The following is a 20,422-nucleotide window of genomic DNA, read 5'->3' as shown; positions in this document are numbered from 1 at the left end:
GATAGCGCTTCTGATCGCGTTACTGGATTCCGCCCGCGAACGCCAGCCATTCGCCGACGATCGCTTCGGGCGCATCTTCCTGCATCAGATGCCCTGATCCGCGCACGCGCGTAAAGCGCGCGCCCGGAATCAGCGATGCGAGTTCGACACCGCGCTCGACCGGTATCCACTCGTCCTCTTCGCCCCAAAGAATCGATACGGGGCATTTCAATTCGCCATAGCGCGATTGCACTTCATCGGTATAGCGCTGATCCATCTGCGCGATCTGCCGATAGAACGCGGCCTGCCCGACTTTGCCGGTCCACGGCCGCGTATAGACGCGCAGCGTCTCTTGCTGCAACCGCCGATGCGCCGCACCCTGCAGATACGCATCGAGCATCGCCTGATGCATGTACGGCGGCACACCCGCAAACGCGGCTTCATGCTGTCGCACATGACGCACGAAGGGCGATCCCCACGGCGCGACGGCGACCGGATCGACGAGCATCAGCGAACGATACGCGCAGCCGTCGATCAACGCGGCTCGCACCGATGTCGCGCCGCCGAAATCGTGTGCGAGCACATCGGGCAAGGCACCGTTCCACTCACCGCACCAGTGCGCGAGAAGCGCCGCGAGCACGCGATTCTGCACGCCGAGCGATACGTCCTGCCCCTCGCGCATCTCCGACGCACCGTAGCCCAGCAGATCGAAGTAATGCACACGCCGCAAACGCGCCGCTACCGGTGCGATGCGTCGCCACACCTGCGATGAAAACGGCGTACCGTGAACCATCACGAGCGGCGCGCCCTCGCCGATCATGCCGTAGCGCACGGCTTGTCCTTCGTATTCGAAAACGTGATCGAGTGGCAGCGTATCGTTCGATTCGTTCATGGGTCAACGCAGATTCGTGCGCGCGAGTTCGACGATCTCATCGCCGCGCCCGCTCAGGATCGCTCGCAACATATAGAGGCTGAAGCCCTTCGCTTGCGACAGTTCGATGGTCGGCGGCATCGCGAGTTCATGCTTCGACGTGACGACATCGACGACCGCCGGTCCCTTGTGCGCGAACGCTTCGCGCAGCGCGCTTTCGAGTTGCTCCGATTCCTCGACGCGCACCGACCAGATGCCTGCGCCCTTCGCGATCTGCGAGAAATCGGTCTTGCTGAGATCGACGTTGGTGTCGAGATAGCCGCCAGCCTTCAGTTCCATCGACACGAAACCGAGCAGGCTGTTGTTGAACACGACGACCTTGATCGGGAGATCGAGTTGCACGGCCGAGAGCAGATCGCCGAGCAGCATCGACAAACCGCCGTCGCCCGATAGCGAAACGACTTGCCGTTGCGGCCGCGCGGCCTGAGCGCCGAGCGCCTGCGGCATTGCGTTTGCCATCGAGCCGTGATTGAACGAGCCGTGCAACTGGCGCTTGCCGTTCATTGTCAGATAACGCGCGGCCCACAGTGTCGGCGTACCGACGTCGACGGTGAAGATCGCGTCGTCGGCTGCGATTTCATCGACGAGCTTCGTCAGATATTGCGGATGAATCGGACGTCCCGGCGCGGATGGCGTCGCGAGATCGTCGAGGTCCTTGCGGGCGGTCGCATAGTGCTTCAATGCGTTCTCGAGAAAACGCCGCTCATCCTTGCGTTGGAGCTTCGGCAAGAGCGCCGCGAGCGTTTCCTTGATCGTGCCGACGAGCCCCATTTCCAGCGGCGCGCGGCGTCCGAGTTGCGAGCCGCGCCAGTCGATCTGCACGATCTTCGCTTGCGGCGGATAGAACGGGCGATACGGAAAATCGCATCCGAGCAGGAGCAGCGTGTCGCACGACATCATCGCGTGATAGCCCGAACTGAAACCGATGAGCCCTGTCATGCCGACATCGAACGGGTTGTCGTACTCGATGAACTGCTTGCCGCGCAACGCATGCACTATCGGTGCTCCGAGCGTATCGGCGAGCGCGACCACTTCGTCGTGCGAGCCGGCGACGCCGCTGCCGCACATGATCGTCACCGCTTCGCAGCCGTTCAGAAGGCTCGCGAGCTTGTCGAGATCGGCGTCTGCCGGCACGATCGCGCCCGGCGCGCTCGCGGTCCAGCGCGGCTCGACGGCCGGGCCTTCGCTCAATGCGACGTCGCCCGGCAACACGATCACCGCGACGCCGCGCTGATCGATCGCGGCGCGCATCGCGCGTTCGAGCACGCGCGGAAACTGCGACGCATTCGACACCAGCTCCACGAAGTGACTGCATTCCCTGAACAATTCCTGCGGATGCGTTTCCTGAAAGTAGCCGAGGCCGATTTCCGTCGATGGAATGTGCGCCGCGATGGCGAGCACCGGTTGATGATTGCGATGACAGTCGTAAAGACCATTGATGAGATGCAGATTGCCTGGGCCGCAACTGCCCGCGCATACCGCGAGTTTGCCTGTCGCGGCGGCATCGGCTCCGGCCGCGAAAGCGGCTGCTTCCTCGTGACGCGTATGCATCCAGCGGATCGAGCCGACACGATCGAGGCTGAACGCCAAACCGTTCAGGCTGTCGCCCGTCACGCCCCAGATTCGCTCTACGCCCGCCGCCGCCAGTGTCTTCGCCAGATAGTCCGCTATCGTGCCCTTGGCCATGATGTGTCCCGTGATGAAGAGAGGATGTCCAGTGATCGACGGAGCCGCGCACGGAATGACGTGGCGCGCATCCGTGTTGGCTCAATGCATGCAGGATTCAAAACGCAAAAGGAGTGTACGCCGGAGCGCGGCGGTTTGTCCTGAACCGTGTCGAGACCGCGTGGTGCGGGCGTTCAGGATAGGCGATCGCGGTATTTTGAATGCATCATTCCGGAATGAATCCGGTATGCGTAATGCAAACGACAACGGCGGCGGATCGATGACCCGCCGCCGTTGCGCATGACTGAAGCGAGACCCTGCGCTCAGGCGCCCTTGCGCATGTTCTCCGGCAGATCCCGTCCGTGATACTTCTTGTAGATCGTGTTGAGGTTGCCGCTCTTCATGTTCGCGCCGACCCAGTTGTTCACCCATTCCTTCAGGCGCGGCTGGTCCTTGTTCATCGCGATGCCGAGATCGAACGTCTTCTGCTCGAACTTCATCTCGATGTTGCGTTGCGGAGCGCGATCCTGCATCTCCTTCAAGTTCGAAGGCGTGCTCGAGAAGATGTCGACCTGTCCCGTGACCATCGACGTGATGAGCGTCGCATCGTCTTCATAGCGTTGAATCTGTGCGCCCTTCGCCTGCTGTGTCGTCAGCGTGTCGTTCACCGTTGCACGCGTGAGGCCGATGGTCTTGCCGTCGAGATCCGCATAGCTCTTCACGTTCGCCGTCTTCACGCCGCCAACGATGATCGAGATGACCGCATACGGGTTCGAGAAATCGACGACTTTGGCGCGCTCCGGCGTGACCGACAGCGAGGAAATCACGAGGTCCGCGCGCTTCGCCTGCAGCGTCGGAATGCGCGCGGCGTTGGTGATCTGCACGAGTTCTAGCTTCACGCCGAGATCCTTCGCAAGCGCGGCGGCAGTATCGACGTCCGATCCCGCGGGCTTCAGGTTCTGGTCGGCATAGCTGAAGAGCGGCGTGCCGATGGCGATCGCGACGCGCACGACGCCTGCCTTCTTGATGTCGTCGAGTTCATCGGCCATCACGCTGTGAACCGCGCCTGCCATCATCAACGTTGCGAGCGTTGCGCGTGCAATGATTGATTTCGCTTTCAAGTTACGTCTCCGTCGTTATTAGTGTTGCTGAATTGATGCTGCGGTTATCAAAGTCCGTTATCGAGGAATGCGCGCAATTCGGGTGTGCGCGGCGCATCGAGCATGCTGCCGTCGCCCACTTCCCAAACCGTTCCCTGATGCATGTAGATGATGCGATCCGCCACGCGCTTCGCGAAGGCCATCTCGTGCGTGACGAGCAGCATCGTCATGCCGTCGGCAGCGAGGTCTTCCATCACGCGCAGCACTTCGCCCGTCAATTGCGGATCGAGCGCCGAGGTCACTTCGTCGAACAGCATCACCTTTGGCGACATCGCGAGCGAGCGCGCGATCGCCACGCGCTGCTGCTGTCCGCCCGACAATTGCTCGGGATACGCATCGGCCTTCTGTCCGAGACCGACTTGCTCCAGCACGTTTATCGCAATGCGCCGCGCTTCGTCGCGCGACATCTTCTTGACGTGACGCAGCGCGAGCATGATGTTCTCTTCGACCGTCAGATGCGGAAAGAGGTTATAGCTTTGAAACACGATGCCCACTTCGCGGCGCAACAGATGCAGATCGACCTTCGGATCATCGACGCGAATGCCGCACACTTCGATTTGCCCTTGGTCGATCGTCTCCAGCCTGTCGATGCAACGCAACGCCGTGCTCTTGCCCGAACCGCTCGCGCCGATCACGGCGATCATCTCGCCCTTGTTGACTTCGAAGGAAACGCCCTTGAGAACATGATTGGAGCCGAAGCTCTTGTGAATATCGCCGACCTTAACGATTGCTGACATTGAGCTTGTTCTCCATCGATTGGCTCCAGCGCGAAAGCGGATAGCACAGGACGAAATAGAAAGCGCCGACCAGACCGAAGATGAGGAACGGCTGGAAGATCGAGTTATTGATGATCTGCCCCGCGCGCGTCAGCTCGATGAAGCCGATCACCGAAGCAAGCGACGTCATCTTGATGAGCTGCACGAGAAACCCGACGGTCGGCGGCAGCGCGAGACGCATCGCCTGCGGGATGATGACGAGGCGCAGCGTCTGCCAGCGCGTGAGCGACAGGCATTCCGACGCTTCCCACTGCGGCTTGGGCATCGCTTCGATACAGCCGCGCCAGATATCGCCGAGATATGCGCTCGAATAGATCATCAGCGCGAGGCCGGCCGCGACGAGCGCGGGCACCTGATAGCCGTACACCGACAGGCCGAAGTACACGATGAACAGCAGGATCAGCAGCGGTATGCCCTGAATCGCCTCGATATACACGAGCGCCACGCGCGCAAGCCATGCGCGCGGCGAGATGCGCGCGAGCATCACGGCAAAGCCGCCGATACCGCCGAGCACGAACGCAAGCGCGGAAAGCACGAGCGTCCAGCCGATCGATTGCACTAGATAGACAAGGTGCGATGACGTGAATCCGCCGCTCATGCCGCACCTCCGGGAATGACCGTATCGATGCGCTGCGGATCGGGCGGCGTCTTGCCGGCGCGTTTAGCAGCAAGACGGATCGCGCGGCGGCGCTTGAAGAGATGTTCTCCCACCGCCCACGCGATGAGCTTGATGACGAGCGACAACGCCAGATATAGCGCCGCGACCACGATGTACGTTTCGAGCGAGCGGAACGTATCGGACTGCACAGTGTTCGCGACCGCCGTGAGCTCTTCGGCCGAAATCTGCGAGGCGATCGCGGAGGCCTGCATCATCAGCAGGAACTGGCTCGTCAGCGCGGGATAGACCTTTTCGATCGACGGCTGCAACATCACATGCCAGCCGATGCGCCACTTCGGAAGCCCGAGGCATTCGGCCGCTTCGATTTGTCCGCGTGGCACCGATTCGAGTCCCGCGCGGATGATCTCGGCCGCATATGCGCCGATGTTGATCGTCATCGCGAGCGCGGCGGCCGCGAACGTCGGCATGCGCAAGCCGATGCTCGCAAGACCGAAGTACAGCAGAAAGATCTGCACGAGGAACGGCGTATTGCGCACCGCCTCGATATAGACGATGCACAGGCGCGTGAGGACCGGCACTTTCGCGCGCTTCGCGAACGCCACCAGCATGCCGAGAATCAGCCCGAAGAACACAGCCACGCAAGTCATCTTGAGCGTGAGCCATGCGCCCAGCAGGAACGTCGGCCAGTACGGCAGCAGCGGTGAAAAATCGAGAGAGAACATGGCGGCAAGAGTTCCTGTCAGGTGTGGGCGCTAACACGCTGTGCGCCCGCTCTGGATGTATGACGACATACTACGAGTGCCGTGATACTGCATTTCGCATGCATTAAACCGGATCGAACGGGCCAGTCGTCGTGAAGGCACCGCCCTGCAGCACCGCCACGGGATCGGTGGGCGCCGGCGGCGGCGTCGCTTCGACCTTTTCGCGGAACTGCTCGGACGAGTCACGCGGAACGAAGCCGAGATGCGCGGCGCAGCGGTTGTCCCACCATGTATGCGCGTTCGCCGACATGCCGAAGACGATCGTGTGGCCGACGTCTTTCGTGAAGAGACTGCGGCGCAACAGGTCATGAAAATCGTCGTAGCTCATCCAGCTCGCCATCATGCGGCGGTCCTTCGGCTCCGGAAACACGGAGCCGATACGAATGCTCACCGTCTCGATGCCGTACCGGTCGAAATACATTTGCGCCATGTCCTCGCCGAAGGACTTCGACAAGCCGTAGTAGCCATCGGGGCGCTTGCGCGCAGCGGCGTCGATTCGTTCGTCCTGCCGATAGAAACCCGTGACGTGATTCGAGCTTGCGAACACGATGCGCTTCACGCCCTGACGGCGCGCCGCTTCGTAAAGATTGAAAACGCCCTTGATGTTGGCTTCAAGAATCTCTTCGAACGGACGCTCGACCGATACCCCGCCGAGATGAATGATCGCGTCGCAGTCCATCGCAAGCGCATCGACGGCGTCGCGGTCGGCGAGATCGCAAGGAGCGATCTCTTCGTGAGGCGCGGCGTCGCCCTGCAACACGCCAGGCAAGTCGGAGATCCGCACATGCCGCGCGAACTCGGCGACGCGATGCCGGATCGCGCGGCCGATTCCGCCGGCGGCGCCCGTCAGCAACAGACGATCGAATTGCGCATCTTCGTCGGCGGACGGCGTGCTGGTTTGTTGTTCCATCGTGTTGTGTCTCCTGAAGGCTGTCGTCGCTAGGGATTACCCTGCGCGCATCTTCTTGTACGTTGTCATATCACTGCATGACGCATATCATCATTTGCCGAACGATTTGTCAATGTGTGTAAAACCCACGCCAACGAGAATACCGTGACGCTATCGCCCGATCTTCATGCCGGCACCGACGCATCCTCGATTGCATCGCCGCAAGCGCGACGCAGTCTGACCGCGCAACTCGTCGACGCCTTGCGCGCCCAGATCGATGCACAGGAACTGAAGGGCGGCAGCAGGCTCGCGACGGAAGCGGAAATGGTTCAGCGCTTCGGCGTGAGCCGCACCGTCGTGCGTGAGGCGCTGTCGCGTCTGCAAGCGGCAGGACTCGTGGAAACGCGGCATGGCATCGGTACGTTCGTGTGTGAAGCGGGCATGTCGCCTCTTCTGCAACTCGATCCCGCCGATGTCGCCGGTTCGATGGATGCGCTCGCCATCCTCGAATTGCGCAGCAGTCTCGAAACCGAAAGCGCGGGACTTGCCGCAATGCGTTGCGATGCCGCGCGTCTTGCGACGATGCGCTCGACGCTCGGGGACTTTTCAAGAAATGTGGGCGAAGCAAGCGATACCGTATCGCCCGATCTGCGCTTTCACATGGAGATCGCGCATGCAACGGGCAATCGCTATTTCGTCGAGATCATGGAGCATCTGGGCACGCGCATGATTCCGCGCACGCGCATCACGGCGACGCCGATTCCGCGCGATCAATACGCGGATTACCTGATGCGCGTGAATCGCGAGCATGAACAGATCGCGGACGCCATTGAACGCGGCGATGCCGATTCGGCGCGCACCGCGATGCGTCTGCATCTGATCAACAGCCGGGAGAGATTGCGACGCGCGCAGTCGTCGCTTGAATGAATACGCGAGTACCGCGCGTTGGCGCGGTCCTCGCGATGCAACATCAACGCGCCATGTTCGGCTCGCCATCCTCGACGTCATGCGCGCCGGAAATCGTCTCCAGTGCCTGATCGTGATGCAGCAGCAGGACCGCCGCCACGCCGACCATGCCCGCCCCTGCCAGGCACAGCAGGCCCGCGCCGAAGCCGCCCGTGCTGTCCTTGATCCAGCCCATCGCATAGGGACCGAAGAAGCCCGCGAGATTGCCGAGCGAGTTGATCGCCGCGATGCCGCCCGCCGCCGCCGCACCCGAAAGGAACGAGGCCGGCAGCGTCCAGATCACCGGCAGGCAACCGAAGATGCCGAAGCCCGCGATCGACAGCGCGATCATCTTCATCACCGGATCGTCGAGGCCCGCCGATGCCGCGATGCCGCCCGCCGCGACCATCAACGCAATCGCGACATGCCAGCGCCGTTCGAGCTTGCGATCCGAATGACGGCCCCACAGCACCATGCTGATCACGCCCACGGCATAGGGCAATGACGTGACGAAGCCGGTCTGCAAGTTGGAAAGACCGAACGATTTGACGATCTGCGGCAGGAAGAAGCTCAGCCCATAGTTCGTGGCATTCGCGCCAAAGTAGATCAGGGCAATGGCGAGCACGCGCGGATTGAAAATGGCTTCCTTCACGCTGAACGCATGCACGGATTCGCGATGCGCGCGCTCTTGCGCCTGACGATCGACGAGCCAGTCACGCTCTTCTTTTGCAAGCCAGTGTGCGTCGGAAGGCTTGTCGGTCAGATAGAAGTACACGACGAACGCGAGCAGCAACGCGGGAATCGCTTCGATCAGATACAGCCACTGCCAGCCCGCCATGCCGTTGATGCCGTCCATCTGCAAGAGCGCGCCGGAGATCGGTCCGCCGATCACGGTGGACAGTGGAATCGCCGCCATGAAATAGCCGACGACGCGGCCGCGATACTTCGCCGGGAACCACAAGGTCAGCAGAAAGATGATGCCGGGAAAGAAGCCCGCTTCCGCGACGCCGAGCAGGATGCGCAAGCCATAGAACACGTATGCGTTGGAGAGGCCCGTCGCCTGCGCGATATGCGGAATGTAGGCCATCGCGGCTGCGAGGATGCCCCACGTGAACATGATGCGTGCGATCCAGCGGCGCGCGCCGAATCGTTCGAGCAGCAGGTTCGAAGGAACCTCGAAAAAGAAATAGGCGATGAAGAAAATGCCGGCGCCGAAACCGAACATGCTCGCAGTGAAACCGAGCGCCTTGTTCATCTGCAATGCGGCAAAGCCGACGTTGACGCGGTCCAGATATGCGATGAAGTAACACAAGATCAGGAACGGCACGAGGCGAACCATCACGCGCTTCATGGTGCGAGCTTCAAGGTCCATCAATGTCTCCTCCGGATTAGAGAATCTGTTGATCGCGGGTGCTTGAGATACCTGCGGAGACTACTCTTTCAGAAGGACTTGCAGCATTGGTGTTTGTGCTTGGTATCGGTTCCGAAGGGGGACGTGTCCATCATTTCGATGCGCGCCAATAAAGTGCGCTCGAATCGTTTGCGTCCCAAATCATGCGAAAAAAATGCGGACGGGGCGAATGATCGCCCCGTTTTCGTGAAGTTTATGCTACCGGTAACAGCGCGGCGTACTCCGGCTCCGGTAATCCTTGCACGCCGGGGTTGAATGCGAACACGTGACCGTCGTCGTCAGTGGCATTCATTGCCGGACGAATAGTCGTGACATAGAGCGTTTTCAGATCGCTGCCGCCGAACGCGCACATCGACGGCTTGCTCGCAGGCAGCACGATCTCGCGATCGAGTTCGCCGCGCGGTGTGAAACGCAGCAGGCGGCCGGCGTCGTTCGCACACGTCCAGTAGCAGCCGTCCGCATCGACCGCGGCGCCATCGGGACGGCCCGCGTAGTGATGCAGATCGGCAAATGCGCGCTGCGCGTGCGGCGTGCCGGTGTCGGGGTCGAAGTCGAATGCCCAGATCATGCGCCGTTGCGGATGCGAGTCCGACAAATACATCGTTCTGCCATCCGGCGACCATGCCAGGCCGTTCTGCGTGATCAGACCACCGACGACCGGCTCCGACAAAGCGCCCTTCTCATCGAAGCGATACAGCGCGCCGACGGCACTCGCGAGCGACATGTCCATCACCATCGTTCCGGCCCAGAAGCGCCCTTGCCTGTCGCAGCGGCCATCGTTGAAGCGCATGCCCGTCGCGGGAAACGAAGGCGCGGCGAGCTTCACGGCGTGCGCCTGGTTCGCGTCGGCGAGCGTCACGCCGAACATGCCGCTTTCCATGCCCGCGACGACGCGCCCAGCCTTGTCGAACGCAAAGCATGCCACCTGTTCGTCGAACGCCCATTCCGTACGTCTCGCGCTTTCGATCTCGAGCCTGACGATCCGTCGCGCGGGAATATCGACCCAATACAGCGCGCCCTCTTGCGCGCGCCATACCGGACATTCGCCGACGGTCGCGCGCCCGGCCGCGTCGATGCGTTCCGCGCGCACGGCGGCGCTCATCGCTTGCGCTCCATCGGCTCGCCCAATACGAACGGGCCGCCCTGGAAGCGCTGCGCCGGATCATCGCGATCGGCGCTCGGTCCGGTCACCGGAAAGAGCCCGTCGAACTGGGCCGAGCTGTCTTGCGGATTGAAGCCGAGGAAGCCCGCCTTCGAGTTGTCCCACCACTTCACCGGATTGTCAGAAGCGCCGTACACCACCGCATGACCGACGCGATTCGTGAACAGCGAGCAGCGCACGAGCTCGATGAAATCGCGGTAGCTCAGATACGTGACGAGCATGCGCGGATTCTTCGGCTCCTCGAACGACGAACCGATGCGCAGGTTCACCGTCTCGATGCCGAAGCGATCGAAGTAATAGCGCGACAGAGATTCGCCGAAGCACTTGGTCACGCCATAAAGACTGTCCGGGCGATGGGGCGAATCGGCGTCGAGCACTTCGGTGACTGGATGAAAGCCGATTGCATGGTTCGAGCTCGCGAACACGATGCGCTTCACCCCATGACGGCGCGCCGCTTCATAGATGTTGTACGTACCGCGGATATTCGCTTCGATCAGATCGTCGAACGGCGCGTCGATCGAGATGCCGCCGAGATGCACGATCGCGTCGACGCCCTCGACGAGCTGCATCACCTTGTCGCGATCCGCGAGATCGACGGCGCTGATCTCTTCATGGCTCGCTGCATCGTCGAGCGGCGCGATGTCGGAGAGCCTCACGACGTCGGCCCATTGAGCGAGCGCGCCGCGCAACTGACGACCCAGATTGCCGGCCGCGCCGGTCAGAAGCAGACGCTTGAACGGCTTGGCCGCTGCGTTTGGCTGATTCATCGAGACTCCTGTCAATACGTACTGATGCGTTGAAAGCAATAAGGAAGAAAACGTTTTCGGGACTATATCGATCGGCGCGACGCGCCGTCAATCGCCGTCTGGCATGCAAAACGCCGCATGCAAAACGCAAGTTTCGATGTCATCGTTTCCCGAATTTCTGCGACAATCCGTTAACAGTGCGAAAACGTTACCCTTCGAATGAAAAAAATTTCCCCGACCATTCGCGACGTCGCCGCTGCGGCGGGCGTCTCCGTCGCGACCGTCTCGAAGTACATCAATGGCGCGCAGCGCTTCTCCGCGCCGGTCGAGGCCAAGCTCAAGGAAGCCATCGATTCGCTCGGCTACCGCTCGAACCCGCTTGCGCGCTCGATGATTACCGGCAAGACGCGCACCATCGGTCTCACGATCCTCGACATCAGCAATCCGCACTTCACGCATGTCGTGAAAGGCGCGAACCGCATTGCGCTGCGGCACGACTACACGCTGCTGCTCGTCGATATCGACGAGAATCAGGCGCGCGAGCGGCCGCTCATCGAAGCGCTCGCGCAACGCGTGGACGGCCTGCTCGTCAGCTCGCGCCTGGCAGACGAAAACGCGCAGTGGATGCTCGATCTCGACAAGCCCGTCGTGCTGCTGCGTAACGCCGAGCTGCCGATTCCGAGCGTCGGCATCAACAGCCGCCTCGCTACTTACATGCTCGCGCGTCATCTGCTCGATCTCGGGCATCGCCGCATCGCGTATCTCGGCTTCGAGCACGCGCGCATCAACGATGAACGCATTCGCGGCGCGCGCGAGTGTCTCGCCGAAGCGGGCCTCGAACTCGATATCTACGAAGCCCATGCGCCAACGTCGCTTGCCGGCGAACAGGCTTGCTCGCGCGTGATGCTCGGTCCGAAGCGCCCGCAAGCGGTGATCTGCTACAACGACCTGATCGCGCTCGGCTTCATGAAGGAAGCCGCTTCGCTCGGCATTCGCGTGCCGCAGGACGTCTCGGTGACCGGCATCGACAACGTGCCCTACGGCGCATACGCCGCGCCGGGACTCACGACCGTCGACATTCAGAGCGAGAAGATGGGCGAACTCGCGATGCAGAAGCTCATCGACGCCCTCGCCGGTCATCCCGATCCGGGCAACTCCATGTTCGAGCCGCGGCTCATCGTGCGTGAATCGACTGCTGCCGCTGCATGACGTACGCCGCGCTGCCTGCAAGTTGCGAGTGCGGGCGGCGCGGCGCATGTCCTGACTAATAATCGCTAATACGAATTACGCTGCGAGCTTCGCCGGCGTCATCTTCGGCGTGAGCAAGTGCATGATCCCGAAGGCGATGAGGTACGCCGATGCGCCGATCGCGAACAGCACCCAGTAGTGACCCGTGCGTTGCAGCACCTGGCCGATCACTTCCGAGAACAGCACGCCGCCGATCGAACCGGCCATGCCGCCGATGCCGACCACCGCGCCCACCGCACGTCGCGGGAACAAGTCCGATGCCGTCGTGAAGAGGTTCGCCGACCAGCCCTGATGCGCTGCTGCGGCGAGACCGACGATGGCCACCGCGACCCACAGGTTTTCTGCCTGCGAAACGAACGCGATCGGCAACACGGCGCATGCGCAGATCAGCATTGCCGTCTTGCGCGCCGCATTCACGGTCCAGCCCGCGCGCAGCAGCGCGGAAGAAATCCAGCCGCCGCCGATGCTGCCGATGGTCGTGATCGCGTAGATCACGACGAGCGGCAAGCCGATGTGCTGCATGTCCATGCCGCGCGATTCGTTGAGCCACTTTGGCAGCCAGAACAGATAGAACCACCACACCGGGTCCGTCAGGAACTTGCCGACGATGAATGCCCACGTCTCACGCTTCCTGATGAGTTCCTTGAACCCCGGCGCGCGCGCCTTGGCGTTGGCCGCGTCGGCGGCGTTGGTGTCATCGCCTTCGTCGGCGATTTCGTCGTCGTGCGCGCGGCCGTCCGGCTGGCGGTACATCACGAACCACACGACGAGCCACACGAGGCCGATCGCGCCGACCATCACGAACGCAGCGCGCCACCCGAAGGCCACCGCGAGCGCGGGAATGAGTGCCGGTGCGAAGACCGCGCCGATGTTCGCGCCGGAATTAAAAATACCAGTCGCGAGGGCGCGCTCACGGCGCGGGAACCATTCGGCGGTCGTCTTGATGGCCGCGGGGAAGTTGCCGCCCTCGCCGATGCCCAGCAGCGCGCGGACCATGGCGAAGCCCATCACGGAGCCGACGGCCGCGTGCAGCATCGCGGCGATGCTCCAGACGAACATCGCGAGCGCATAAGAGATGCGCGTGCCGAGCCAGTCGACGATACGCCCGAAACACAGCAGGCCGATCGCATAGAAAGCCGAGAACGCGATCACGATGCGGCCGTACTGCACCTGCGTCCAGCCGATGTCGTGCTGCAGCATCGGGGCGAGCAGACCGAGGATCTGCCGGTCCATGTAGTTGATGACCGTGGCGAAAAACAGCAGCGCGCACACGGTCCAGCGATAGCGGCTGGCGGTACGCACGACGCCGGCAACGACAGTGTTCATGTAAGTCTCCGGACGCGGCGGCGCTCGTCGTGCCGCGTTTCTTGTTGCGTGAACGGCGACGAGCGCCGTGGGCGATGGCTTTGCGCCGGTTAAAAGCGCAAGCTCGCCGAGGTTTTGGAAAACGTTTTTTCGAAGAATAGTGGGTTTGCTGCCTACTGGCTATCCTAGTATTTGCCCTAATCTGTGGCAGAACTGTTGCTGACGGGCGAGTTGGAAGCCCTTTCACCACCCGTATCGGCGCGTACGAAAAGTTAATCGTTTTCTAGGAGTTGTCTTGGGAAACAGGAGCCGCTCGGCGCACGCGAAGCCATCGCAATGGCTTTCATGCCCGCGGCAAATTAAAGTTTCTTAAGCGTCTGCCGATAAGGATCATCACAACTCTTATCGCCCAGTGATTCCCCATGTTTCGTAATGTTCTGGCCCGGACCAACGTCGGGACCAAATTCGCCGTGCTCGCCTGCGCGCTCACGGCAGTCGTCGTCGCGTTCTTCACCATCGCCGTCACGCGCAGCGCGGGCGAGCAAGTCGATACGCATGCGCTCGCGCGCGTCGAAAGCGAGAATCGCTCGATCGCGACGATGATCGGCCTCTTCGACAAGGCCGTGAGCGCGGAAGTCACGCGCTTCATGACGATCTTCGCGCATCGTCTGCCTTCGACGTTCGCGCTCGATGAAACCCGCACCGTGGACATCGACGGTAAAGCCACGCCGACTTTCCTCGCGGGCGACAAGGCGCTGAACAACGACTTCACGATTCCCGACGCGTTCCTCGAGGAAAGCGGCGCCATCGCGACGATCTTCGCCCGCACCGGCGACGATTTCGTGCGCGTGACGACGTCGCTCAAGAAGCAGGACGGCACGCGCGCGATTGGCACGCTGCTCGACCGCAAGGGCCCCGCGTATGCGCCGATCCTTGCAGGCAAGCCCTATATCGGCATCGCGGCGCTTTTCGGCAAGCAGTACATCACCGCGTACAAGCCCGTCACCGATGCATCGGGACGCATCATCGGCGCACTTTTCGTTGGCGTCGACGTGACATCCGAATTCGCAGCGTTGCAGGACACCATCGCGAAGCTCGCGATCGGCGCGAGCGGCTATCACTTCGTCGTCGATGCATCGACTGGCCCGAACCGCGGCAAGCTGCTCGTGCATCCCGGTTCGAAAGGCGAACTGGCCGATGAGCGCGTTGCGCCCTTCAAGCAGATGCTCGACACGCACGAAGGCGAGCTCTCGTTCGACGGCCCCGATATCGCGGGCGCGGATTCGCGCGTGCATGGCGGCAACAAGGAAATCATCTATATGACGGTGCCGCAATGGCAATGGATGATCGGCGGCATTGCATATCGCGACGAAGTGCTCGCCGACGTTCACGCGAGCCGCAATCGCTTCCTGGTTCTCGGGCTCGTCATCGTGGCGCTGCTCGTCGGCGTGCTGCTCTATGCGGTCACGCGACTCGTGGGCCGTCCCATCGACGACGTGACGCGCGCGTCGGAACGCATCGCCGCGGGCGACTTGACCGTGCGTATCGACAGCGCGCGCGAGGACGATATCGGCCGGCTGATGCGTGCGATCGACGGCATCGCGCGCGGACTCGCGGGCATCGTCGCGCAGGTGCGCAGCGCATCGGCGGACATGAACGAAGGGACGGCGCGCATTGCATCGGGCAGCAGCGATATCGCCACGCGCATCGCAACCCAGGCCGCGAGCGTCGAAGAAACCGCTGCGAGCATGGAAGAAATCACGAGCACCGTGCAGCAGAACGCTGCGAATACGGCGCAGGCGGGGACGCTCGTCGCGTCCGCATCCGATGCCGCGCGCGCAGGCGGTCATGCAGTCGGGCGCGTGGTCGCGACGATGGGCGAGATCGACGCATCGGCGCGACGCATCGCCGACATCACCGCGACGATCGAAGGCATCGCGTTCCAGACCAACATTCTCGCGTTGAACGCTGCCGTCGAAGCCGCGCGCGCGGGCGAGCACGGCAAGGGCTTCGCGGTGGTCGCATCGGAAGTGCGCGCGCTCGCACAGCGCAGCGCGGGCGCAGTCAAAGAGATCGAAGTGCTGATCGCCGAATCGGCCGCGAAGGTCTCGCACGGCTACAAGATCGCCGAGGAAGCGAGCAGCACGATGGGCGGCATCGTCGAGCAAGTCTCGCGCGTGAATGCCATCGTCGATGAAATCGGCGTTGCGTCACGCGAGCAGGCAAGCGGCATCGAGCAGGTGAACAGCGCGGTCATGCTGATCGGCGAAGCGACGCAACAGAACGCCGCGCTCGTCGGTGAAGCGGAGCATTCCACCGCCGAACTGCGCGATCAGGCCGAGCGGCTTGCGCGCGTCGTCAGCATGTTCCGCGTTTAAGCCTTCGCGCATTCATAGCGGTTCAAGCGGACGTGGCGCGTCGTCGTGCGCGCCACATACCGACGTCGATCGTCGACGGGGCATCAGACCTCGATGAAGATGCGGCCATCCTCGACTTTCGCGGGATACGTCCGCAGCTTTTCGCAAACGGGCGCGCACAGCGGCCGGCCGTCGCGAATGTCGAAGCGTCCGTTGTGCTTCGGACATTCGATGACGTGGTCCATCACGAATCCGTCACTCAGATGAACGTGCTCGTGCGTGCATAGGCCATCGCTGGCATAGACGGCATCGTTCACACGATAGATCGCGAAGGTGCGGCCATCGTGATCGAAACGCATCACGTCTTCGTCTTCGATATCGTCCATCGCAGCTGCATCGATCCATTGCGTCATCGGAACGGCCTCCTTGGTCATGCCTGCGTCGCGGCGGGCATCGGTCTTTCGACGTGATACGACGGATCGCGCGTTTGCCGCACGAGCGCCGGAATGATCTCTGCATATGCCGCGATCGTGCTCGTGTAAGGCGGCGGCATGTCATGCTTCACCGCTTCGTGCAGGCGCGGCAGCGCGTAATAAGGCACCATCGGGAACATGTGATGTTCGACGTGATAGTTCATGTTCAGATACAGAAAGCGGAACACGGGATTCATCATCACCGTGCGGCAGTTCTTGCGATGATCGAGCACGTTCTCAGGCATGCCCGCATGCTGCGTGAGGCCGAAGAAGAGATAGAGCCACGCGCCGTACAGACTCGGCAAGCCGATATAAAGCAGGGGAAGGATCGAATGAGACACGAAGCATGCGCCAATCACCGCCGCATAGATCGCGAGCGTCACGCGCGCTTCAAGAATGACTTTCGGCCATTCCGATTCCGGCACGTAGGTCTTTTCTTCGTCTCCGATATTGCCGAACGCGGATGAAACGATCTTCGGCACTTCGCCCGCTGCGTGCTTCAGCGCAAAGACGTTCAATGCGAGACTCAGCCAGTCCGTCGGCAGCGGCACGGCAATCTCGCGATCCCTTCCGACGACCAGCGTATCCGTGTGATGACGCGCGTGACTCCAGCGCCAGATCGTCGGCCGGCGAAACACCTGAAACGACGCGAACTGATAGAGCGCCTTGTTCATCCACGACGTCTTGAATGCGGTGCCGTGACCGCTTTCGTGCCAGCGCGAATCGGCGGGGCTGCAATAGAGCGTGCCGTAAAGAAGAAATGCGGGAATCGCCCAGAGCGAATGCGCTTGCCATGCGAACCACGCCAGCACGCCGCTCGCGATGATCGACGCATACCAGAGCAAGGTGTCGCCGATGGCGCGTGCATCGCCACGCTGCATCAGGCTCTTCATGACCGGCCGCGGCACCGCGCACTTGTACCAGTCCGCATTGACCAGGCCCGACGCTTTCGCACGCTCGCCTGCGCCGTCGATGAGCCGGTAATCGCGATAGCCGTCCCGCGCGCCCGCACCTTGCGCCTGCTCGGAATCCATCATGTCACCTCAAGCGATGATTGGATTTGCATCATTCGTCGTTGCTGATTCGATGATAAAAGGGGATGCATCGCCCGCGCAATCTTCACGCGCATTTGCTATCTTTAGGCATCATCGCGCGAATTGAAAACCCATCAATTACATCAAAGATGAGCAAGCGTCCCACGCTTCAATCCGTGGCCGAGGCTGCCGGCGTCAGTCCGGCAACAGTGGATCGCGTCTTCAACGGACGTCTCAGCGTGCGCGAAGGCACTGCATTGCGCGTGATCGAGGCCGCCGAGCGCATCGGCTATCACGGCGCAGGCTTGATGCGCGAACGTCTGCGCGCGCAACGCGGCGAGCGCCATGAACGCTATGCCCTCGGCTTCTGTCTGCAGAAACGTGCGGATCCCTTCTATCAGACGTTCGCGCGCATTCTGACGGATGCCGCCGCGCGCCACGAACCGGAGCATTGCAACGCCGTCATCGAGTACATGGATGAACTCGATCCGGCTTCCATCGCACGCACGCTGCTTACGCTCGGCGAGCAGGTGGATGCGCTCGGCGTGGTCGCAGTGGACCATCCGCATGTGACCGCCGCAATCGAAACGCTTCACGGGCAGGGCAAGCCGACGGTCACGTTGCTATCGGATCTGAGTGCGCCCTTACGCGCGGGTTATATCGGCGTCGATCCGCGCAAGAGCGGACGCACGGCCGCGTGGGCCGTGAGCCGCCTCACGCGTCGCGACGAAGGCACTGTTGGCGTGTTCGTCGGCACGCCGCGTTATCTCGGTCAGGAAAGCTGCGAGATCAGCTTTCGCTCGTACTTGCGCGAACATGCGCCCGGATTGCGCGTGCTCGATACGCAGATCAATCTCGAAGACAAGCAACTCGCTTACGAAGCGACGCTCGCGATGCTCGCCCGTCATGCCGATCTCGCCGGCCTCTATATCCCCGGCGGCGGCGTGGGCGGCGTGATACGCGCGCTGCGCGAAGAGGCCGCGGGACGACGCATCGTCACCGTGTGCAGCGACCTGATGCCCGACCGGTACGAGGCGCTCGTCGAAGGCGTCATCGATCTCGTGATCGACACGCCGCTTCAGCGCATCGCCGAGACGGCCATTCAGGCAATGCTGCGCGCGTTGCAAGCGCTGCCGGGCGAAGCAGCACAGGCCAGCCAGTATCCGCTGCCGGCGCAGCTTTATACGCCGGAGAACGTCTGAGCTTGACAGCGTGCCGATTCAACCGAATGCGTATTTTTTTCTTCTTCGACCTCACGATGCGAAAGTGATGAGAAAAATATGCAGTGCATTGCTACAGTCGCTTGCACGCAGAAACCGTTTGTCACGACTGAATGCTGAAGATGCTCGGGCATGTGGCCGAGCGCACCGAACGGCGACCATCGACTCAGGACGATAACGTTTGCGAGCCATCCTGCGTCGCCGATATGAGGCGGCGGCGATGAAATCCCAGCTTCACGCGGCCGTTTTTCCACTAGTATGTCCCGGTGGACTGCATTTGCCTGCACGCTGAAAGAGGCGAGTGTCATCGCTTCGTTGCTTTGAAGGACTAGCATGCAGTCGCTCGGGGAACCCGCCCGGCAAAAACGGCTCTATTAACGATTGTTCCATCGACATGCACGTCAGGCCGGGGTGTCCGGGGCCCGCCATATGACGTGACATGCTCCAACAATAATGCGCTGCCAGAGCTTCCCGTCTTGTACGGTGATCGAGCCAGCCTCATCCATCAGACCAGCTGCATGTCCGGTCGTGCCGCAATCAATCACAAGGTGATGCGCGTTTGCGCGCGGCGGCACGGCGGGACATCGACAACGGCTCTTCGCATGGTGCGTGCGGAGAGACAGAGCCCAATCAATCGACGGAGAGCGTCATCCATGCCGTTTGAGAGTGACTCCTTGCGAGACACCAGTCCGCTGCTCAGCATCGTCGTGGCGGCTTATAACATCGAGGGATACATCGAGGAAGCGCTCGAATCCCTCCTGTCCCAACCTCATATCGACGCGATGAAGATCATCGTGGTCGATGACGGTTCTCGCGATGAGACCTATGCGGCAGCGCGCTCGGTCGTGGAGCGCGATCGCGGCGTGCACATCGAATTGATACACCAGGAAAATCGCGGCCTGAGCGCCGCGCGCAATACCGGCCTCGCGGCGGTGCGAACGCCTTATGTCGGCTTCCTGGACGGCGACGATATCTATCTGAAGGGCTTCACCGAAGCGATGATCCCGGTGCTCGCCGAGCGCAAGTGGGATGTGGTGGAGTACAACGTCAAGATCATCGATGACGACGACCGCGAGCTCGATAACATCGAACTCGTCGACCATGCGACGAGCGGCGGTCATCCGATGGATCGCGCGGCGCTGCAGCAGTTTGCCGATCGATTCCATACCTTTGCGTGGGCGCGCGTCTATCGCACCGACCTGTTCGACGCAGCGCCCTTTCCCGAAGGACGAAACTACGAAGACATGGCCCTCGTGCCCTCGACTTATCTGCGCGCAAAAAGCATCTATCGGATTCCCGCGCCGCTGATCGGCTATCGGCGGCGCTTCGGCAGCATCACGCAGACAGCCAAGCTGCGCGACATGCACAATCTGCGCCTCACAGGGCAGGAAGCGCTCGCACGTTGCGACGGCAGTGACATGGACGATTTCTGGCTCACCGTCTTCGACAAGCTCTTTCAGCGTGCGTGCCACGTTTGCGCGCGCGTCGATCGCGCTTCGTTCAAGCAGGCGTCCGAGACGCTCACGGCCATGGCCGTCGATCATCGGAAGATGCGCGAGAAACTCACCGAAGGCGGCAAGCGTCAGGTTGTCGAACTGAAGCCGTTCGATCTGAACGTACGCGCGGACCGCTCGATCCACTTCCTCAAGGGCCTCGTGAAAAAGGTGTTGCGCCGCAGCCTCGATCATCATCAGCGGGCGCGGCGGCCGAGCACGTCCAATCAGTTGAGCGGATGACGCGG

19 protein-coding genes are annotated in these 20,422 nt (G+C 61.9%); 5 read left to right on the top strand and 14 right to left on the bottom strand.

The genetic code is table 11. The features are described 5' to 3' along the window. Window positions 1-19 precede the first annotated feature (19 nt). From NCS02_RS25705 to NCS02_RS25675, 7 genes are all read right to left on the bottom strand, one after another. Window positions 20-871, bottom strand: coding sequence for an alpha/beta fold hydrolase (locus NCS02_RS25705; protein WP_250503655.1), 852 nt, complete (start codon window positions 869-871; stop codon window positions 20-22). 3 nt (window positions 872-874) lie between these two features. After that, window positions 875-2,596 carry a ubiquinone-dependent pyruvate dehydrogenase gene (poxB, locus tag NCS02_RS25700; RefSeq protein WP_250503654.1) on the bottom strand — a complete coding sequence of 574 codons (1,722 nt, stop codon included), beginning with the start codon at window positions 2,594-2,596 and terminating at the stop codon, window positions 875-877. Between the two features lie 302 nt (window positions 2,597-2,898). Continuing rightward, window positions 2,899-3,696, bottom strand: coding sequence for a transporter substrate-binding domain-containing protein (locus tag NCS02_RS25695; RefSeq protein WP_008348028.1), 798 nt, complete (start codon window positions 3,694-3,696; stop codon window positions 2,899-2,901). 47 nt (window positions 3,697-3,743) lie between these two features. After that, window positions 3,744-4,472 carry an amino acid ABC transporter ATP-binding protein gene (locus NCS02_RS25690; protein ID WP_175980819.1) on the bottom strand — a complete coding sequence of 243 codons (729 nt, stop codon included), beginning with the start codon at window positions 4,470-4,472 and terminating at the stop codon, window positions 3,744-3,746. After that, window positions 4,456-5,109, bottom strand: coding sequence for an amino acid ABC transporter permease (locus NCS02_RS25685; protein WP_008348026.1), 654 nt, complete (start codon window positions 5,107-5,109; stop codon window positions 4,456-4,458). Before NCS02_RS25685 ends, NCS02_RS25690 begins: the two co-directional genes overlap by 17 nt. Further along, window positions 5,106-5,852 (bottom strand): amino acid ABC transporter permease, encoded by a 747-nt coding sequence (locus NCS02_RS25680; RefSeq protein WP_175980815.1) that lies wholly within the window; start codon window positions 5,850-5,852, stop codon window positions 5,106-5,108. The genes NCS02_RS25685 and NCS02_RS25680 overlap by 4 nt, the downstream gene beginning before the upstream one ends. 103 nt (window positions 5,853-5,955) lie before the next feature. Further along, window positions 5,956-6,801: an NAD-dependent epimerase/dehydratase family protein gene (locus tag NCS02_RS25675; RefSeq protein ID WP_250503652.1), complete on the bottom strand. Its 846-nt coding sequence runs from the start codon at window positions 6,799-6,801 to the stop codon at window positions 5,956-5,958. 144 nt (window positions 6,802-6,945) lie between these two features. Here NCS02_RS25675 and NCS02_RS25670 point away from each other — a divergent pair, with 144 nt between their 5' ends. After that, window positions 6,946-7,707 (top strand): FadR/GntR family transcriptional regulator, encoded by a 762-nt coding sequence (locus NCS02_RS25670; protein ID WP_250520046.1) that lies wholly within the window; start codon window positions 6,946-6,948, stop codon window positions 7,705-7,707. Window positions 7,708-7,750: 43 nt separating this feature from the next. On the opposite strand, the gene NCS02_RS25665 is transcribed toward NCS02_RS25670, so the two are convergent. From NCS02_RS25665 to NCS02_RS25655, 3 genes are all read right to left on the bottom strand, one after another. Then, window positions 7,751-9,097: an MFS transporter gene (locus tag NCS02_RS25665; RefSeq protein ID WP_008348022.1), complete on the bottom strand. Its 1,347-nt coding sequence runs from the start codon at window positions 9,095-9,097 to the stop codon at window positions 7,751-7,753. Between the two features lie 232 nt (window positions 9,098-9,329). After that, window positions 9,330-10,238, bottom strand: a complete 909-nt coding sequence (locus tag NCS02_RS25660; protein WP_250503651.1) for an SMP-30/gluconolactonase/LRE family protein — start codon at window positions 10,236-10,238, stop codon at window positions 9,330-9,332. Then, window positions 10,235-11,065 carry an NAD-dependent epimerase/dehydratase family protein gene (locus NCS02_RS25655; protein WP_008348019.1) on the bottom strand — a complete coding sequence of 277 codons (831 nt, stop codon included), beginning with the start codon at window positions 11,063-11,065 and terminating at the stop codon, window positions 10,235-10,237. The genes NCS02_RS25660 and NCS02_RS25655 overlap by 4 nt, the downstream gene beginning before the upstream one ends. Before the next feature lie 198 nt (window positions 11,066-11,263). Here NCS02_RS25655 and NCS02_RS25650 point away from each other — a divergent pair, with 198 nt between their 5' ends. Then, the gene (locus NCS02_RS25650; RefSeq protein WP_008348017.1) at window positions 11,264-12,253 is read left to right on the top strand and encodes a LacI family DNA-binding transcriptional regulator; all 990 of its coding nucleotides are present in this window, start codon (window positions 11,264-11,266) and stop codon (window positions 12,251-12,253) included. Window positions 12,254-12,328: 75 nt separating this feature from the next. Here NCS02_RS25650 and NCS02_RS25645 read toward each other — a convergent pair whose 3' ends face one another. Beyond that, window positions 12,329-13,618: an MFS transporter gene (locus NCS02_RS25645; protein ID WP_175980811.1), complete on the bottom strand. Its 1,290-nt coding sequence runs from the start codon at window positions 13,616-13,618 to the stop codon at window positions 12,329-12,331. Between the two features lie 401 nt (window positions 13,619-14,019). On the opposite strand from NCS02_RS25645, the gene NCS02_RS25640 reads away from it, so the two are divergent. Continuing rightward, window positions 14,020-15,975 carry a methyl-accepting chemotaxis protein gene (locus tag NCS02_RS25640; RefSeq protein ID WP_175980809.1) on the top strand — a complete coding sequence of 652 codons (1,956 nt, stop codon included), beginning with the start codon at window positions 14,020-14,022 and terminating at the stop codon, window positions 15,973-15,975. 83 nt (window positions 15,976-16,058) lie between these two features. Here the strand turns inward: NCS02_RS25640 and NCS02_RS25635 are convergent, their stop codons facing one another. Together NCS02_RS25635 and NCS02_RS25630 are read right to left on the bottom strand one after the other, a co-directional pair. Beyond that, the gene (locus tag NCS02_RS25635; RefSeq protein ID WP_008348011.1) at window positions 16,059-16,367 is read right to left on the bottom strand and encodes a non-heme iron oxygenase ferredoxin subunit; all 309 of its coding nucleotides are present in this window, start codon (window positions 16,365-16,367) and stop codon (window positions 16,059-16,061) included. Between the two features lie 17 nt (window positions 16,368-16,384). Continuing rightward, complete coding sequence (locus tag NCS02_RS25630) at window positions 16,385-17,464, bottom strand: fatty acid desaturase family protein (protein WP_250503650.1); 1,080 nt, start codon at window positions 17,462-17,464, stop codon at window positions 16,385-16,387. Window positions 17,465-17,610: 146 nt separating this feature from the next. On the opposite strand from NCS02_RS25630, the gene NCS02_RS25625 reads away from it, so the two are divergent. Then, window positions 17,611-18,663: a LacI family DNA-binding transcriptional regulator gene (locus NCS02_RS25625; protein WP_008348007.1), complete on the top strand. Its 1,053-nt coding sequence runs from the start codon at window positions 17,611-17,613 to the stop codon at window positions 18,661-18,663. On the opposite strand, the gene NCS02_RS25620 is transcribed toward NCS02_RS25625, so the two are convergent. Next, window positions 18,642-19,016 carry a hypothetical protein gene (locus NCS02_RS25620; RefSeq protein ID WP_250503649.1) on the bottom strand — a complete coding sequence of 125 codons (375 nt, stop codon included), beginning with the start codon at window positions 19,014-19,016 and terminating at the stop codon, window positions 18,642-18,644. The two genes, NCS02_RS25625 and NCS02_RS25620, sit on opposite strands and share 22 nt — an antisense overlap. A gap of 339 nt (window positions 19,017-19,355) precedes the next feature. Between NCS02_RS25620 and NCS02_RS25615 the strand changes: the two genes are divergently transcribed. Then, the gene (locus tag NCS02_RS25615; RefSeq protein ID WP_144403691.1) at window positions 19,356-20,417 is read left to right on the top strand and encodes a glycosyltransferase family 2 protein; all 1,062 of its coding nucleotides are present in this window, start codon (window positions 19,356-19,358) and stop codon (window positions 20,415-20,417) included. Window positions 20,418-20,422: the final 5 nt, after the last annotated feature.

The sequence above is a fragment of the Caballeronia sp. NCF2 genome (assembly GCF_023631205.1).
GTDB lineage: Bacteria > Pseudomonadota > Gammaproteobacteria > Burkholderiales > Burkholderiaceae > Caballeronia > Caballeronia zhejiangensis.
This window is presented reverse-complemented; position numbering and strand designations above follow the sequence as displayed.